At 49.1% G+C, this 18614-nt stretch carries 10 protein-coding genes and 1 tRNA gene; 6 read left to right on the forward strand and 5 right to left on the reverse strand.

Annotation, left to right across the window (positions count from 1 at the left end; translation table 11 throughout):
• Positions 1-221: 221 nt before the first annotated feature.
• On the forward strand, positions 222-653 hold the full coding sequence (locus CIK98_RS10240; RefSeq protein WP_094384141.1) for a DUF5675 family protein: 432 nt from the start codon (positions 222-224) through the stop codon (positions 651-653).
• A 393-nt stretch (positions 654-1046) separates the two neighbouring features.
• Positions 1047-1961, forward strand: a complete 915-nt coding sequence (locus tag CIK98_RS10250; RefSeq protein ID WP_094384143.1) for an Abi family protein — start codon at positions 1047-1049, stop codon at positions 1959-1961.
• 250 nt (positions 1962-2211) lie between these two features.
• On the opposite strand, the gene dapA is transcribed toward CIK98_RS10250, so the two are convergent.
• Positions 2212-3099 (reverse strand): 4-hydroxy-tetrahydrodipicolinate synthase, encoded by an 888-nt coding sequence (gene dapA, locus CIK98_RS10255; RefSeq protein WP_094384144.1) that lies wholly within the window; start codon positions 3097-3099, stop codon positions 2212-2214.
• Positions 3100-3288: 189 nt separating this feature from the next.
• On the opposite strand from dapA, the gene CIK98_RS10260 reads away from it, so the two are divergent.
• Together CIK98_RS10260 and CIK98_RS10265 are read left to right on the forward strand one after the other, a co-directional pair.
• Entirely contained in the window at positions 3289-5301 is a 2013-nt protein-coding gene (locus tag CIK98_RS10260; protein WP_172409898.1) for a tetratricopeptide repeat protein, read from the forward strand.
• Positions 5302-5314: 13 nt separating this feature from the next.
• Positions 5315-6064: a LytTR family DNA-binding domain-containing protein gene (locus CIK98_RS10265; RefSeq protein WP_094384146.1), complete on the forward strand. Its 750-nt coding sequence runs from the start codon at positions 5315-5317 to the stop codon at positions 6062-6064.
• Positions 6065-6325: 261 nt separating this feature from the next.
• Here CIK98_RS10265 and CIK98_RS10270 read toward each other — a convergent pair whose 3' ends face one another.
• Positions 6326-9283, reverse strand: coding sequence for a TonB-dependent receptor (locus tag CIK98_RS10270; protein ID WP_094384147.1), 2958 nt, complete (start codon positions 9281-9283; stop codon positions 6326-6328).
• A gap of 158 nt (positions 9284-9441) precedes the next feature.
• A tRNA-Cys gene (locus CIK98_RS18175) sits at positions 9442-9512 on the reverse strand.
• A 169-nt stretch (positions 9513-9681) separates the two neighbouring features.
• Between CIK98_RS18175 and feoB the strand changes: the two genes are divergently transcribed.
• Both feoB and uvrA read left to right on the forward strand, forming a co-directional pair.
• Entirely contained in the window at positions 9682-12219 is a 2538-nt protein-coding gene (feoB, locus tag CIK98_RS10275) for a ferrous iron transport protein B (RefSeq protein ID WP_094384148.1), read from the forward strand.
• Positions 12220-12232: 13 nt separating this feature from the next.
• Positions 12233-15040, forward strand: coding sequence for an excinuclease ABC subunit UvrA (gene uvrA, locus CIK98_RS10280; RefSeq protein ID WP_094384149.1), 2808 nt, complete (start codon positions 12233-12235; stop codon positions 15038-15040).
• A 239-nt stretch (positions 15041-15279) separates the two neighbouring features.
• Here the strand turns inward: uvrA and CIK98_RS10285 are convergent, their stop codons facing one another.
• Positions 15280-16788 (reverse strand): BACON domain-containing protein, encoded by a 1509-nt coding sequence (locus CIK98_RS10285; RefSeq protein ID WP_253249696.1) that lies wholly within the window; start codon positions 16786-16788, stop codon positions 15280-15282.
• 11 nt (positions 16789-16799) lie between these two features.
• Complete coding sequence (locus CIK98_RS10290) at positions 16800-18602, reverse strand: RagB/SusD family nutrient uptake outer membrane protein (RefSeq protein WP_094384150.1); 1803 nt, start codon at positions 18600-18602, stop codon at positions 16800-16802.
• Positions 18603-18614: the final 12 nt, after the last annotated feature.

An 18614-nucleotide genomic window follows, 5' to 3' on the forward strand; every position in this document is an offset into this window, starting at 1 on the left:
AGGCATTTAGAGCTCATAGAGAGCTGCGCATCATGTTTGCCGCATGGAAACTCTGTGTCCTCTGTCGCTTGCGACCTTCTCTATAAAACCACAAATCTCTTTTTCTCTTTAACTCTGTGGTTTAAATAAAACCCTTATACATAGAGAATTATCACATGCGAAACTTAAATAATATTATTTCAGTTTTTCAGTTTTCAGTTTAATTTTAAAGGCATACCATTATGAAAATGACATTGGTTAGAAAGGTGTTTGCCAAGGACAGGACTCTCGGCAAGCTATATTTGGAGGGAACAGGCTATTTCTGCGACACACTCGAGCCGCACTGCATCGACTGGAGCAAGGAAAAGAAGGTGGCCGGCAAGACCGCCATTCCCGAAGGACGATACAAGGTGAAGGTGGGTTGGTCGCCAAGGGCAGGCAAGGATGTGCCGTGGCTGAAGAATGTGCCGCACTTCAAGGACATCCAAATCCACACGGGTAACATTCCGGGACATACTCGCGGCTGCATCCTCGTAGGTTCTGCCGAAAAGAATGTCCTCGTCAGCTCTCGCGTGGCGTTCAGCTGCCTGATGGAGAAGCTGAAGTTTGAGAACGACATCGAGATTGTGGTTACCCACGAGAAGGAAAACACATTTGTTTTCGCGAGTGCTTAATGTCTTGGTAATAGGAGTGTGGGTGACTCGCCCACACCCCGCCTAAAAAGTAAAGAGGCTGCGCAACGCTCGCCGCTGTAGGGACTTTACTTTATGTAAGTCCGATACCATGGGTCAGAGGGACCCACTTTGGTTTGCAGATGCCGCATTTTGCATCTCGAAACACCCAACATCTGTTAAATATCACCTCCAATTCCGCACTTTCCCCTCAAAATCCTTGCACATCTCAAATAAAAGCCTTACCTTTGCAGCACTAGAACCCGCCAAGCCTCTCAACGATGCTCAACCGACGACAAACCGAGAGCAATGTCAAACTTGTTTGAACATTGCCGAGGTGCGAAGGAGGAAGAGATTTCTTGAAGCTCAAATGAGCGGGTCGTTTTTTTATTAGCCATGACAACAAAAATACCGTATAGCAAGTCATATACAGAAGAAAGCAGTCTAATAGCTTTGCTTCAGTCAAGAGGATTGTCCATAACCGATGAAAGCAAGGCTCAGCATTACCTTACCCACATCGGTTATTATCGTTTGTCTGCCTATATGTACCCTCTCTTGTGCACCCCAAAAGAACAGCACATCTACAAAAAGGGTTCCACATTTGATAAGGTCATGATGTTGTATCGTTTCGACAAGAAACTCCGTCTCCTCCTTTTCAACGAGATAGAAAAGATAGAAGTGGCAGTGCGCAGTGCTATTGTCAAGCATGGATGTGAGGTTACCGGCGATACATTTTGGATGACCAACCCAAGCAATTTCTCCAATCCTGTGAAATTCAACAAGACCCTACATCTCATAGATGATGAGCTGAACCACTCCAAGGAGGAGTTCATCACTCATTTCAAGGAGACCTATTCAGACCCATATCCTCCAGCATGGATGCTCTCGGAGATACTGCCTTTGGGAGTGATTACGAACATCTACTCCAACATAAAGAACAAGAAGATCAAGAAGCGCATATCTCAGTCCTTCAACTTGCAGATAGCACCATTCGAGTCATGGATGACAATTGTCACTCTGACCAGAAATGCTTGTTGCCACCACGCTCGTGTATGGAACAAAGCATACACCATTCGAGCCACTATGCCAAATCAGTTTCTTCGTCCTTGGATTACTTTGCCTACCGACCAACTTCGTATATACTTCAATATGTGCATCATCAAGTACTTCCTCGACATCATATCTCCAGGCAATGACATGCTCTCCAAGATGCAGTCACTCTTCGCCGAATACCCTGAGGTTGACCTCCGTGCATTAGGCTTTCCCTCAGGCAACTGGCATGACGAACCACTCTGGAGCACTCAAAGCTAAAGTCATAGCACCCACCTCCCACATTTATCCCCTACCCTCTCTGGTCTACAAAATACGGTAAAAATGGACAAGAAGCGACCGAAACTAACATTTATCGGAGATAAAGGATTCAATATCGTAAGAAAGAACGACGGAACTACTGTTAAGGTTGTGAAGTAATAATCGTAAAAATGCTTTGAACGGAAAACGCGCGGCAACATAAAAACTGTTACCGCGCGTTTTTTATTTCTCTCTCTCCTTAAAAATATTCTTATATCTTCAACTCCTTCAGCAGTTCACTGATGCGCTGCATGGTAGTAACGCGGGTGGGCACAAGGGGCAGGCGGAGGATGTTCTTTATCATGCCCATCTCACTCAACACACACTTCACGCCGGCTGGGTTGCCATCGACAAAGAGAAGACTGAAGAGGTCGGTGAAGCGATGATGAATCTTTCGGGCTCCTTCATACTCTCCCTTGAACTCAAGACGTATCATGCGGGAGAACTCACGGGGTAGGGCGTTGCCTATCACACTGATTACTCCCACCGCTCCACATGAAATCATCGGGAACGTAAGGGCATCGTCGCCACTGATTACGTCAAACGACGCTGGCTTGTTCTTTATTATCTCGTCCACCTGCTCCAGGTTGCCGCTCGCCTCCTTTATGGCCACGATGTTCTCGCAGTCCTTGGCAAGGCGCACGGTGGTGGCTGCCGCAAGGTTCACTCCCGTACGTCCAGGCACGTTATACAATACCACAGGGAGCTTCGTGGCAGCCGCAATGGCCTTGAAATGCTGGTAAAGACCTTCCTGCGACGGCTTGTTGTAGTAGGGACACACGCTGAGAACTCCGTCGATGCCGCTGAAGTCGCCGTTTTTCAGTTCTTCTACCACCGCGGCCGTATTGTTGCCGCCACAACCCATGAGGATAGGCACACGGCCATGTACTGTAGACACCACTGTGTCCTTAATGTTTTTCTTTTCCTCTGCGGTAAGACAAGGAGTTTCGCCTGTAGTGGCAAGAATGCAGAAGAAGTCTGCGCCGTTTTTTAGCTGAAACTCCACAAGTTTCACGAGCGTGGGATAGTCTACTGAGCCATCCTCGCAAAAAGGTGTGATAAGGGCTATACCTAACCCTTTAAATATATTATGTACCATAAATGTAATATGAATTTCTGTTTTCGGCTACAAAATTACACATAAAAATTGGAATTATCGCCAGAAATGCGTTTTTTTTTATCTCTTGCAAGATTTTTCAGCAATATTTTTGCGTTTTGTCAGTTTTCATTTGTATATTTGCACACGATTATCATACAATTCCGATTACCAATAAATAATTTTGAAACGATGAAACTATATACATTGCCTGCCATGATTATTGCCTTTCTTGCCTTGGGATGCTCGGGGAACGACACCGACCGCCGCAGCCAAAAGCAAGAAGAAAGGCTAAACCTACTTCACGACTCACTTCGTTCTACATCGTTCAACTACCATCACGTTTGCGATAGCCTCCTGAACGTCTGCCAGATAGACATCGACCGCTACGAGATAGAAACGATGAAGGCTGTGAGGTTTCAACTGGAAAACCAGTTAGACTCTGTGCTACACTATGCCTTACGCTTACAGAGCTTCGCAAGGACGCTGCCCCCCACCCTACGTTCCAACAGCCTGCTCGCCCACTCGCTTTCACTCGAAGCTAATTATTACCACATACAACGTAGGGAAAACCAAAAGGCCATCGACCTCTACACTGAGTCGTACCACCGCATAATGAAAAGCGACAACATACAGAAGGCTCCTGACATAGCTGCCAACCTTGCAGACGCCTACACCTATGTGGACAACATGCCACAGGCAGCACGATGGTACAGAAAATCGCTCGTGCTTGCCGACTCACTGGAACTGCCCGCCGAACAAACCGTGTCGCTCAACATGGGCATTGCCCGCATTTACACACAAATGGGCGACTATGCCACTGCGGAGAGATACTACAAGCAGACAGAAAGACAGATAGACGCCCTGGAGCCTAACATGCAGTCGTACTATCTCAACAATTTCGGAAACCTCTACTACTACAAGGGCGACCATGCCAACGCCATAAAGATGTTCAGGCGACTGAAAAAGCATCTAGAAAGCATCAATGCCTCCGAGTCGTTTGAGATGTACCTGTGCAAACTCAACATGGCCGACGTGTTTCTCAACCTCCATCAGGATGACAGTGCGTCAATATACGTAAACAGCGTGGACACCTTCTTCAGGGCCAACAAAGTGGAACCAGCCATCTACTACATAAACACCATAAGGATAGGCTTAGCCTTAAGAAACGGACAAAAGGCTGAGGCGGGACGAATACTCGCCTCGGAACATTTCACGGAAGAAATTGAGCAGTCGATAAAAGACATTAGAAGCAAATATCTCGAGAAATATTATGTCATTACAGGTGACTACCGAAAGGCATACGAGAATGTGAACAACCGCCTTGCCGAAAACGACAGCCTGCTGCACAACAAGATGAACATGCGCACAATAGAGATAATGCAACGGCTTACGGAAGACACCCTGCGCATGCACCACCAGCTCGAGGTGCAAGAACATAACGAAACCATAGAGGACTTCAGCTATGCCATGGTGATATTCATTCTGCTATGTACCATTATGCTCTGCATCATACTCTACAACAGGCGAAAGCAGACGGCAAACGAGATGAACCTGCTGAAACTGAAACTAGAAAACGCACGCAACAGGATTTCACCTCACTTCATATACAACATCCTGAACACGGAAATAGAAACAGACGAAAACAAACACGACATTGCCCGGAATTGCAAACTTGTGAACCTCTCAAAACTCATAAGGCTCAACCTCGACCTCGCTTCCAACCTCTTCGTCTCAATAGACGACGAGATTGACTTCGTAAAACAATATGTAGAGCTGCAAAGGTCGCTCATAGAGGGAGAACTGGTGTTCACACTCAACATCTCACCAAAAGTAGACACATCGTGCACCATGATACCATCGATGTTCATACAAATACTCGTGGAAAACTCATTCAAACACGGACTGAAACAGATAAAAGGCGAGAAACGGCTCACCGTCAACATCATGCAAAACAATGATAATGAGACATACATCGCAGTGGAAGACAACGGCAAAGGATTTGACGCATGCAGGAACAACGATACAAGAAGCCACAACGGCCTGAAGATTATTACGCAGACCATACTCGCCATAAACAGGCGTAACAAAAAGCACTCCCACATGCGGTTCGAAGTGAAGAACCTGCACGCCGACGACAACACGATATGCGGTTGCAGGGCCACTATCGTTGTGCCGAAAAACATCAAGATCATCAACCAATAACAACTATACTACAATGAAAACCATTATAATTGACGACGAGCCTAAAGCCATAAAGATACTGGCGGCACGACTGAAAAGAAACAAGGCGTTCACCATTGAAGGTATTGCCGGCACCGGCGAGGAGGGACTGAAACTTATTGAGGAAGTGAAACCGGTAGTGGTGTTCCTTGATGTCGAACTGCCTGACATCGACGGAATAGAGGCTATAGAGAAAATCATGACACTGACCGACAACCGATGCAAGGTGGTGATGTATTCAGCCTACGACAAATACATGCTGCCTTCATTTCGCAATCTCGCCTTCGACTTCCTGCTTAAGCCTCTGAACTACGAGGAACTCGACATTGTGATAAAGCGCCTGGAGGAGGAAGTGGTGATTATGGACGATTGTCTCGACGAGACGTTGATAAGGAAGAACCAAGACGACAAACTGCTTCTCCATACCAATGTGCTCGATTTCAAGGTTGTACGCATAAAGAATATCTGTCTGTTTCAGTATTCCCACGAGTCGCGCCTTTGGGAGGTTGTGATCTCGGGCTATCCTGTACCTATCGCCCTGAAGCGCAATGCCAACAACATGACCATCCAGTCTATCGACCCTTGTTTCACCCAAGTGAGCCAGAAACACATCATCAACATCAATTATCTTATGGAGGTAGAAAACGGTTTTTGCCGCTTCTACCCTCCGTTCGATAATATCGACTACGTGAAGGTAGGGCGGCAATACCGTAAAAAACTGATAGAGAAATTTGATGCTATATGATTACTCAAGTTTCTGAAGTGATAAATCCCAATGTATAAGGGTTTTATTTAAACCACAGAGATAAAGAGAAAAAGAGATTTGTGGTTTTATAGAGAAGGTCGCAAGCGACAGAGGACACAGAGTTTCCATGCGGCAAACATGATGCGCAGCTCTCTATAAGCTCTAAATGCCTTGGCATTCACCCTCTTTCATTAGTATAAATACTCTATATCTCTTAAACTCTGTGGTTTAAAATAACTTCCGAAAGTTGAGTATGATTACTTAGAACCTTGGCGGTCTGCCTCCACCGAAGCCTCCGAAGCCGCCACGGCCGCCGAAGCCACCTGGAGGCATTCCAGGACCACCGTTGCCACGGGAATTTCTCATATTCTCACGAGCTTGCTTGCCTCCGAAGAGGTTCAGGCGATAGATGGCGTGTACCATAACGTAGTTGTTCACTGAGTTATACTCCGTGTCGCTTCTCATCATAGAGTTGATGGTACGCGAGATATTGCTCTGCTGCTTCAGCAAGTCGTAGAACTGCACCGAAATGGTGAGTGGCTTGCCGCGAAGGAAGCTCTGCGAGAGCTGCATGTTCCATATCAGCTCGTTGGTGTTCATAGAGGCGTCGCTGAAACCACGACGACTGTTCATCGACAGGTCGGTGGCGAATGTTGTGCCCCAAGGCAACTGTACGTTGGTGTTGAATCCGTAAGTGAACTGCCATGTGTCGAGATTTGACATAGGCTGGAGCTTGTTGCGGGCATGGGTGTAGTTGAGCGATCCGTTCAGCTCAAACTCCAACCATGAGTTGCGCAGTCCGAGAGCCAGACGCTCGCTGACGTTTGTCGTATTAACGGCGTTCTTCATGGCCGTAGCCGAGCGGTCGAGGTTCAGGTAGCTCACGTTGTGAGTGTAGCCGAAGTCGGTCATGGTGTTTACATAAAACAGGCCAAGGGAGTCGAGGGCGGTGTTGAACATGAAGCCAGACCTGAAGTCCCAGTTTCCGTTGATGTTTTCCGGACGGCTTATCTGTCCACCGGTCTCGGGGTTATATGTCACCATACGGCTCACAGAGTTGCTTGTGGTGTTGAAGAACACGTTGGCAGCCACGGCTCTCTGGTATCTCTGTATGTAGTTGTTGTAGAACAACATAAGGTTGTTGCTGAACGATGGTTTCAGTCCGGGGTTACCCATGGTGATGTTCAGAGGGTTGCTGTCGTCCACGATGTCGAGCAGGTCTGTCATGCTTGGCTGCGATGTGCTTCCGCGGTAGTTGAACCTAAGTTCGCTCACCTTCGAAATCTTCCATTTCAGGTCGGCTGTAGGTGTGATGTTGGTCACGTTTCTCACCGTGTCAGTATACACACCCTGATAGTTCTGAATAAACTTCGTCTTCTGTGGCACGAGTTTCACTCCGAGGTTGAGGTTGTATGCCTTTCTCACCACGCGGAGTATCAACTCGAAGTTGTTGATGTAGTTTTTGTATTCTGAGTAGCGGCTGAGGTCTACGTCGTAGTAGCTGTCGAGCGGGTTTGTCAGCTTTCCGAGGTATCCGTCCCACATTCTGTACTCTGGCGACAGTCCGTTGAAGAAGTCCTCACCGATATTGCTGAAGTCGTATGTCTTACGGTCGCTCTTTGAGTACTTGTACTGGAAGCTGTATCTGAACTGCAGGTATGTAGCCTTGAATATCGGCTCGCTGTAAGTGGCCTCCGCCATGTAGTCCCAGTTTTTTGTAGGAGTGAAGCTATAGCGGTTGGTCTGGTATGTAGAGTCGTTGCCCAATGCGTCTTTTATCTGGTATAGATGCACGTTTGACGTAGAGAGGTTGTTGCTCTCTCCCTCGGAGTAGTTTGCCGTTCCCTTTAAGGTGATGTTTCTGCCGTTGTCGCTGAGTTTACGGTTTATCTGCAGTGTACCTCCTACCCTTTTTGTCTCGCTGTATGATATGCCGCTGCTCTTCTGTGTGTTCACTGCCAGTCCCTTTTCTGCCAATTCCTTCAAGCCATCGGTCGAGAGCGGATTTGTCACATAGCTGTAAGGGTCGTCGCTGAATGTAGCCGACATATTGTTTGACGTTCCGTCGTTCTTGGAGAAAGAGAAGGTAGGGCGGAAGAGGATGTTGGTCATTGAGTCTGGCATCCATTCTATTCGCATGCGTGCGTTCCAGCTGTCGCCTCGGCTGTAGCTTTGGTTAAGGCTGTTTGAGAATGAAGACTTGTCGCTAACGAAATTCTCCGAAGCGTTTTTCGACATCACGTCGCCGTCGCTATGGTTCCAGCGAAGGCTACCGTTAAGCTTCAGCTTGTCCTCGAGTTCGTAGTTGAAGTTTCCTCCAAGCATTTTTGAAGAGTTGAGTCCGTTGCGTGCTCCACCGAATCGTCCGCCTCCTCCACCGCCTGGAAATCCCATGTCGTTGGTATTATTGGCGTTGCCGAAAGCCATTATCTTTGTGTCGTCCTGGAACAGGGCTCCCATACCCCTTGCAGAATAGCGGTCGCGTGTACCTGCAGCGAGGTCTACATTAGAGAAAACGCCCTTGTTCATTCCTCTCTTCACGGTGAAGTCGAGCACGGTCTGCTCTTCTCCGTCGTCGATGCCCGACACTCTAGCCAGGTCGCTCTTCTCGTCGTAAGCCTTCACCTTTTCTATAATATAGGTAGGCAGGTTTTTCATGGCAGTCTTTGTGTCGCCGGTCATAAACTCCTTTCCGTCTACAAGAATTTTCTTCACCTCCTTACCATTATGGGTAATTTTTCCGGTGTCGTCAACTGTCACGCCAGGCAGTCTCTTCACCAGTTCCTCTATCACCGATCCTTCCGGAGTGCGGTAAGCGGCGGCATTATATTCCAGGGTGTCACCTTTTGCCTGCACCTTTGCCACGTTGGCTGTGACAGTGGCTCCTTTGAGCATAATAGCGTCTGACTTTAGGTTCACCTTGCCGAGTGCCACGTCCTTGTCTCCGCTCACTGTGATGTTTTTTGTGTAGTTTTTGAATCCCACACACGTTATCCTGAGGATATATTTTCCGTTAGCCGGTGCTTTAATCTTGAAAGTACCGTTGCTGCTTGTGAGCACGCCTTTCACAAGTGTGCTGTCTGTCTTCATCAGTTTCACTGTGGCAGCCGGAAGCGGTTCCTGAGTGTCGTTTTCCACTGCCGTTCCTGTCACCTGGCGCTGTGCCATGGCAACCATCGCGATAATTACACTAAAGAGTGTGAGGGCAATTCTTTTCATAAATTTATTTATTGTTTTATTATTTTTTCAGATGTTTAATTGTAAGACGAACACCAAAGAAAATGGTTTAATCGAATAGGAAAAAAAACTTCAACCTTCAATTTTCAATATAAAAAAGTGAAACCGGAAACGCTAGGAGCATTTCCGGCTTTCATTTGAGGTACCTAGCAGAGTCGAACTGCTCTACACGGTTTTGCAGACCGTTACCTAACCGATCGGCCAAGGTACCATTGTTTTGTTTGCGGGTGCAAAGGTACGAACTTTTTTCTTTTCTACCAAATTTTTATTCCTTTTTTTTCCAAAAAAGTACATTTATCGGCCTTTTTCTGCAAAAAACATAAATTTCATTACCTCTTTTCGATTCTATTCCTTAATTTTGCAGCAAAAATGCGGAAATAATGAAATTATCAGAATTAAATACCGGCGAGAAAGGTGTTATAGTGAAAGTACTCGGACACGGCGGATTCAGAAAGCGCATCGTCGAAATGGGATTCATAAAAGGAAAGGTGGTGAAGGTGCTGCTTAACGCCCCACTCCACGACCCTGTGAAATACCAACTCATGGGCTACGAGGTATCGCTAAGACACAAGGAGGCGGAAATGATTGAGGTCATATCACTCGAAGAAGCCAAAAGACTCGAAAAGACATATAGGGACAACAACGATTATATATCTGAATATGTCAGGGACGACGTGGCTGATGACGCTCCCATGACCGACGAAAGACTTCATGAAGTGGCTTTGAGAAAACGACGCACCATCAACGTGGCTCTCGTCGGCAATCCTAATTGCGGCAAGACTTCGTTGTTCAACTTCGCGTCAGGGGCTCACGAACGCGTAGGCAACTACTCGGGAGTGACCGTGGACGCCACAGAAGGATATGCATCTTTTGAGGGCTACGACTTCAACATCATCGACCTTCCCGGCACCTATTCCCTGTCGGCATATTCTCCAGAGGAACTTTACGTAAGACGGCAAATAATCGACCAGACTCCCGACGTGGTGCTCAACGTGCTCGATGCAAGCAACATCGAACGCAACCTTTATCTTACCACACAACTCGTTGACATGCACCTGCGCATGATTTGCGCACTTAACATGTACGACGAGTTTGAGGAACGTGGCGACCAACTCGACTACCGAAAGCTCGGACAGCTGTTTGGTGTGCCAATGGTGCCCACGGTGTTCAAAACCGGACAAGGCGTCGACCTGCTCTTCCACATTATTATAAATATGTATGAGGGAGTGGACTTCATCGACAAGAAAGGAAACATCAACCCCGAAGTGGCAAGAGACATACAAAACTGGCACAGCAAATACGAGGGACACCACGGCAGCAACCACGGCGAAGACTTCGCCCACGGAGAAAAACCGCGCGACAGTGTGTTCCGGCATGTTCACCTCAACCACGGCACATGTATCGAACAAAGCATCGAGGCCATTAAGGCTGAACTGAAAAACGACGAACAGATAAGATATAAGTATTCCACCCGCTACCTCTCCATAAAACTACTGGAAATGGACAGCGAGACGGAAAAGGTGGTGGAACAACTTCCTAACGCCCAAACCATCATCGACATACGCAACCGCGAGGCGGCACGCATAAAGGAAGAACTGAAGGAAGACTCCGAAACAGCCATCATGGACGCCAAATACGGACTCATTCACGGAGCCCTTCACGAGGCTGGCTACAAGAAAGGCAAACAGCAGGACACTTACCAGGTGACACATATCATCGACGGCATCATCACCAACAGATACATCGGCTACCCCGTGTTCTTCGCCATACTCTTCCTTATGTTCCAAACCACATTCTCTCTTGGACAATACCCCATGGACTGGATAGAGGCAGGCATAGGAGCCCTGTCGGAATTAGTGACCACGACCATGCCCGACGGAATGCTCAAGGACCTTTTGGCCGACGGCGTGATTGGCGGAGTGGGCTCGGTCATCGTCTTCCTGCCGCAGATACTCATACTCTATGCCTTCATCTCCTTTATGGAAGACTCCGGCTACATGTCGAGAGCGGCATTCATCATGGACCGCCTGATGCACAAAATGGGACTGCACGGCAAGTCGTTCATACCGCTCATCATGGGTTTCGGATGCAACGTCCCTGCCGTCATGGCAACACGCACCATCGAAAGCCGGCGGTCGAGACTCATCACCATGCTCATACTGCCAATGATGAGCTGTTCGGCCCGACTGCCCATTTACATCATGATTACAGGCACATTCTTCGCCGCCCAATACCAAAGCTTGGTTATGATTTCACTCTATATCATAGGCATAGCAATGGCAGTGGTGATGAGCCGCATCTTCAGCCGATGGCTCGTGAAAGGCGACGACACACCGTTTGTGATGGAACTGCCTCCATACCGCTTCCCCAGTGCCAACGCCATCTTCCGACACACATGGGAGAAAGGCAAGCAGTATCTTAAAAAGATGGGAGGCATCATACTCGTGGCAAGCGTAATAGTATGGGCCTTGGGATATTTCCCCCACAATCCTGACCTCTCGCCACGAGAACAAAAGGAGCAGAGCTACATCGGACAGTTTGGCAAGGCGGTGGAACCCATCTTCCGTGCACAAGGCTTCGACTGGAAACTCGACGTGGCCCTGATGTCGGGTATCGGAGCAAAGGAAATTGTGGCATCCACCATGGGAGTGCTTTATGGCGACCAGGAAGACGACCATGCCGACGACGCCACGAAATACGACCGTATGCGTCAGCACATGGAAGCCGACGGCATCACGCCTCTCGTGGCCTTCTCTTTCCTCATCTTCATCCTGCTCTACCTCCCCTGCCTCGCAACAATGGTGGCAATAAAGAACGAAAGCGGCTCATGGCGCTGGGCCCTCTTCTCAGCTCTCTACACCACCACATTGGCATGGATACTGTCGGCTGTGGTGTATCAGGTGGGGAGGATAATCTGATAACAATGACGCAATGAACAAATACATCGAAATAAAAGGCGCGAAGGTGAACAACCTCAAGAATGTGTCACTTAACATACCGCGCAACAAGTTTATAGTGATTGCCGGTGTCAGCGGCTCCGGCAAGTCCTCGCTGGCTTTCGACACCCTATATGCCGAAGGACAACGAAGATATGTGGAGAGCCTGTCGGCATACGCCAGACAGTTTCTCGGGCGAATGAACAAACCTGAATGCGACTATATAAAGGGCATACCACCGGCCATTGCCATAGAACAAAAGGTGACCAGCCGTAACCCAAGATCCACCGTGGGCACTTCGACAGAAATCTACGACTACCTGCGCATGCTCTTCGCCCGCGCGGGTCACACCTACTCGCCCATAAGCGGAAACGAGGTGAAGAAACATTCCACTGAAGACATCATACAGTGCGTCAGCCAGTATTCGCAAGGCACAAAGTTTGTCGTCATGGCTCCACTGATATGTTCAGCAGGACGAACGGCTGCAGAACAGTTGCGGGCCGCCATGCTGCAAGGCTATGCACGCATCTTTGTCGACAGCGACTTCAAACGCATCGACGACTATCTCGAAACCTGTGGCGACAACGTGGCCAACGACATATACATTGCAGTAGACCGCATGTCGGTGGACATGTCGAAAGACGGGGTGTCACGTCTTGTAGACTCCGTGGAGACCGCCTTCTATGAGGGCAAGGGCGTCTGCCGCATCATGTTCATGCCATCAATGCTCAGCTACGACTTCTCCACACGGTTCGAATGCGACGGAATGGAGTTTGAAGAGCCCAACGACAATATGTTCTCATTCAACTCTCCAGCAGGGGCTTGCCCTGAATGCCAGGGATTCGGAAAGGTGATGGGCATAGACGAACACCTTGTGGTGCCAAACCCGTCGCTCAGCGTATACGACGGATGTGCCGTATGCTGGAACGGGGAAAAGATGAAAGAATGGAGAGAGGAATTCTGCCGAAGGGCTGCAGCCGACAACTTCCCCATTTTCGAGCCATACTACAACCTCACCCGCGAACAGAAAGACTGGCTGTGGCACGGCCTGCCTTCAGAAAAGCACAAAACGCCAAGAAACCGCATTTGCATCGACACCTTCTTCGAGATGGTGCGCGAAAACCAATATAAAATCCAATACCGCGTCATGCTCAGCCGATACCGCGGCAAGACCACCTGTCCACGCTGCCACGGCACACGACTGAAGCCGGAGGCCGACTACGTGAAGATTGGAGGTCGAAGCATATCTGACATTGTGGAAATGCCAATAGTGAAGCTGAAACAATGGTTTGACAACCTCCAGCTCAACGACCACGACGCACAGGTGGCGAAACGACTGCTCGTGGAAATCAGCAACCGACTTCAGTTCCTGCTCGACGTGGGACTCGGCTACCTCCCCCTCAACCGCCTCTCAAACTCGCTCAGCGGAGGCGAGAGCCAGCGCATCAACCTCACCACGTCGCTCGGCAGCAGCCTCGTCGGCTCGCTCTATATTCTCGACGAGCCAAGCATCGGGCTCCACAGCCGCGACACCGACAAGCTCATTGCCGTACTGAAAAAACTGCGCGACATTGGAAACACGGTCATCGTGGTGGAACACGACGAAGACATAATACGACAGGCCGACTACCTCATCGACGTGGGTCCCGACGCCGGACGGCTCGGTGGAGAGATAGTGTACGAAGGACCACTGACGCCAGCCGCCACACTCTCCTCCCCCACCCCGCATCCGTCATACACCCTGCGCTACCTTTCCGAAGAGCTTTCCATCCCACTGCCCACAGGCCGCAGGAGATGGAACCGACGCATAGTGATTGAAGGAGCACGCATGAACAACCTCAAAGGCATAAACGTGGAGATTCCGCTCAACGTGATGACCGTGGTGACTGGAGTGAGCGGTTCGGGAAAGTCAAGCCTCATCAAGGGAATACTCTACCCCGCCCTTAAACGTCACATAGGCGAGGTGTGCGACACTCCTGGAGAATACAGCAAGCTAAGTGGCGACATCACCGCAATAAAGCATGTTGAGTTTGTAGACCAAAACCCGATAGGAAAGAGTTCACGCTCAAACCCAGCCACTTACGTAAAGGCATACGATGCCATAAGAGACCTCATGGCCGAACAGCCATTGGCGAAACAGATGGGATTCACCCCTCAGTTCTTCTCGTTCAACACCGACGGCGGGCGATGCGAGGAATGTAAGGGTGCTGGCGAGATAACCGTGGAGATGCAGTTCATGGCCGACATAGTGCTCCCCTGCGAGGCATGCCACGGCAAGCGTTTCAAGCACGACATTCTCGAAGTGAGGTTCCACGGCAAAAACATCAGCGACATTCTCGACATGACCATAAGCGAAGCCATCGAGTTCTTCACCACCCACGGACAATCACTCATAGCCAAGCGACTCATGCCGCTATACGACGTAGGACTCGGATACATACGTCTCGGACAAAGCTCCTCCACCCTTTCCGGAGGCGAGAACCAGCGTGTGAAACTCGCCTACTTCATAGGTCAGGAGAAGCAGGTGCCCACGATGTTCATCTTCGACGAGCCCACCACCGGACTTCACTTCCACGACATCAACCGTCTGCTGAAGTCATTCGCAGCACTCATAGAACGCGGTCACACCATATTAATAATTGAACACAACATGGACGTGATAAAATGTGCCGACCACATCATCGACATGGGACCCGACGGAGGCGATGCCGGTGGCAATGTGGTAGTGTGCGGCACGCCGGAAGTGGTTAGCGGATGCAAGGAAAGCATCACCGGCCACTATCTAAAGGATAAGCTATACTAGGGTCAGAGGCAGACTGACCCTATGGGAATATTCCAAGCAAGATTACCTCCGTCAACATGGCGTCCGATGTACATCTTGCTTGAACCGCCATGATACTATGTTGAGTAATTAAGAAATTGCTTGCAAATGTACGTATTAATTTTTATCAATGCAAACCTTATGGAGTTAAAGGAATTAAAAAAGTTAAGGAAGTTAACTCCCTTAACTTCCTTAACTTATCTATCTTGCAAAAAATTGACTTACTTACTCTTCACCACCTTGATGTTGTCAATAAACCAACGGCGATAGACACTGCTACCTGTTGTGGCCTTGGTGTCACCCCAACCATCAGACTTGATGCTGATGCGGGTGTCCTTGGTAACCAAAGATGCATCAATATCCACGTCGGCATGTAGCCACTCCAACTTATCTACCTCGTTCACAAAATTGTGATCTATAGGATCGAGTTCAACCGTCTGACTGCCATTTGTGATTGATACAATCAACTTAACAGGGTCGAACTTGCGAGTGCTACCCACCATCGGAGCCCAGTCAAACGAGAGGGTCAGTTTGGTGTTCTCAGGCACATCGGTCAAGGCTGGCAGTGTGAGACCAGCCTGATAGTCAGTCTTGCCAAACTTCAGATAGTTCTTCTGCAGATAGATGGCGTGACCAGGTATTTCCTCCAGTGTGTAGCCACGAGCTTCGAGGGCGTCTGAAGCCAGCTCGCCAGCCTCGTTGGCAGCTGCATAAATCTGGGGAGCAGTACCGCTGCCGTCGTTCTCTACAGTCTGTCCTGCACCACTGTTGTCAGACCATGGCTGCAGCCACTCGAAATCATCAGAGAAATATATTACCTCATACACACCGTTGTCCTGAACCGTAGCAGCCAATAATCTAAGGGCAGGAGCAGCCACACCGGCGAAGAAACCAGTGACAGTCACCTTATGTCCATTGATCGAAGCCAAATCAAGCGAGGCTGAAGCATCGATGACAGACACTTCATTCTCTGCACCATCGACAATGATGTTGTTGCCGTCGAGCACTCCGCTCACCGAGATATAGTCGCGTGAGGTGGAATTGTAAGAGTCAACCTTGGCGGTGATGTCGGTGACAGTGGGATAAGCAACGACATTGCCTGTAGAAGACACTGTCACCTCGTCACACTCAACCAAGGCGAGCTTCTGAGTGTCAGAAGTCTTGCTGCCCTTCACCGAAACCTTGTCGCCAATCCTTACCGTCTGATTGCTCTTAAACAAGATGTTGGCATTGCTTTGTGCGTCGGAAGCGACGAAACCATCTGAAGTGACAGCACTTACGATGATGTCATTTATTGTGACAACCGTCTTGTCGTCAAGAGAGGCAATCTCACTGAGCTTGTATTCCTTGCAGTCGCGATATTTGTCACCATCCTGTGTGATAATCACCTCTGCCCTGCTGGCCAAGGTTGCGCCCTTGAACACCAAGGCTTCCTCACGAGGATTGTCGATAGCGCCATCGCGCATATTGTCGGTTACTGAAATCGTGACATCCATTGTGCCAGTGCCGGAGGCTGGAGTCACAGTCACCCATTCGGGAGCCTCGGTAACCCAATCGGCATCTGCATACACGGTGATTATCTTCTCTGACGCGCCGTTAGCCTCGAAGTTCAAAGCCTTGGCACTTGTCAATACGGCCTTGGAAAGCGTGCTTTCATCGTCGCTGCAACTCCACAGAAGGTTCATTGACAGCAACAGGGCCAGTGTCATTATATAATTTATACGTTTCATATTTTTATGTATTAAAATGAAAGTCCATCATCCCAACCGGGGTTCTGCGTCAAGTTGTGATTGAGCGAGCGCTCGTTGATTGGAATAGGATAAAGATAGTCTCTTTCCTCCGAGAAATTGGTGCGGGGGATATTCTTGTGATAGTAGATGTAACCCTTGTTGTCGGACGACAAGATGAGTTCTTTTCCTATTTCATACACCTGAGTGCCGGATGCGGTCTCAGGCTTTGCCGTTCCCTTGTCGTAGAGCACCACGTCGGCCTTTCCGTCGCCAGTGAGGTCATACTGTCCGGCACCGGGGAAATACATTCCCATGAGCGACTGGTTGATGCAGCTTCCTGCCTTCCAGCGCACGAGGTCGTCGAAGCGGAAACCTTCCTGCATGAGTTCGATAGTGCGCTCGCGGCGTATTTCAAGTATTACGCCCTTGTTGCCGCCAGTGACGTTGGGATAGCCTGTTTCCTCCGAAGAGAGGTATCTGTCAGGATGGGCGTTGGCATTTGCCAAGTTGAGATCGGGCATTCCGACACGCTTGCGTATCACGTTGACAGATTTGTTGAGGTCATCCTGTGTCAATGTTCCTAATTCAGCCTTTGCCTCGGCATAGTTGAGGAGCACCTCGGCATAACGATACACTGGAAGGTCGCAGGTGGAACGGTCGTTGCGGTCAACATTGCCACCCGAAGCAGTGGGGTCCTGTACAAACTTAATAGGCTGATAGCCTGTGACACTGATAGAGAGATCGGGGGCAAGCACCTCGGTCTTGCCAATACGATGATATCCCGGAGTGCGTATGCTCTGAGCCAAGCGCGGGTCGCGGTCTTTCACCTCGTCGATGAATGTCATCTCCTGCCATCCAGCCTTGTCGGTGAATGCGGTACCGTCTTTCATCAGATAGGTGTTCACCATCTTGCGTGTCAGTCCCGGGCGTCCCTGTGTTGCCAACAAGGCGTGAGCCGTGGCGTTGTGATAGATGGATAGTCCGTAGTCAAACTTGATTGCGAGTATATACTCATCGGGATTGGCATCCTCCTCGGCGAAGAGATTCAGGTAGTCGCTTTCGGGATGTCCTGTGGTATATAGCTTGTACGGGCCTTTTGTCATCAGCTCTTCAGCCGCGTCAGCTGCCTGTTCGAGGTAGTATGAATAATCATGACCCTCCAGATTCAAATTGTGGTATTTGCGGTAGGTGCCCTCGTAGAGGCAGAACTGTGCCTTCAGTGCCATGGCAGCCCATTTGGTGACACGATATGGTGCGCTCTTCTCCTCCTTGTCGGTGGGCAGATTTTCAATGGCATAGTCAATATCTTCAATCATGTGTGTCATGACGAGCTCTCGTGAATCGCGAGGATTGTAGAGAGCCTCGTCATCCGAACCCTGTTCGGTGTCATACCAAGGCACATCACCGAATCGTTTCACCTTCTCAAAGTAGAAGAATGCACGGAAGAACCGTGTCAATGCGGTATATTTCACCACGGCATTCTTGTCAGAGCACTGGTCGGCATAAGCCAACAGTGTGTTCATCTTACGCAGGTCGGTCCATGTCCATCCGCCACCCGAAGCGGGCACAGTGCGCTTGGTGCCACCCATCATCTCGTCGGAGAGATTCTGCTGTATATATACGTCACTTTGGTCGTCGTATGGCGACTTGTCTAACAGGTTGTTATAGAAAGAGTTAGTGAAAAGCTGCAGGTCGGTTTCCGTTTTGAAGTAATCAACCTGTGAAATCAGGCTTTTCGGCTCCAAGTCGAGCAGGTCATCGCACGACGTCAGTCCTAACGATATTGCCAAAGCTGCTATAATTATTCGTTTCATTATATATATAAT

The organism is Prevotella sp. P2-180 (genome assembly GCF_002251435.1).
In the GTDB taxonomy this organism is placed as follows: Bacteria; Bacteroidota; Bacteroidia; order Bacteroidales; family Bacteroidaceae; genus Prevotella.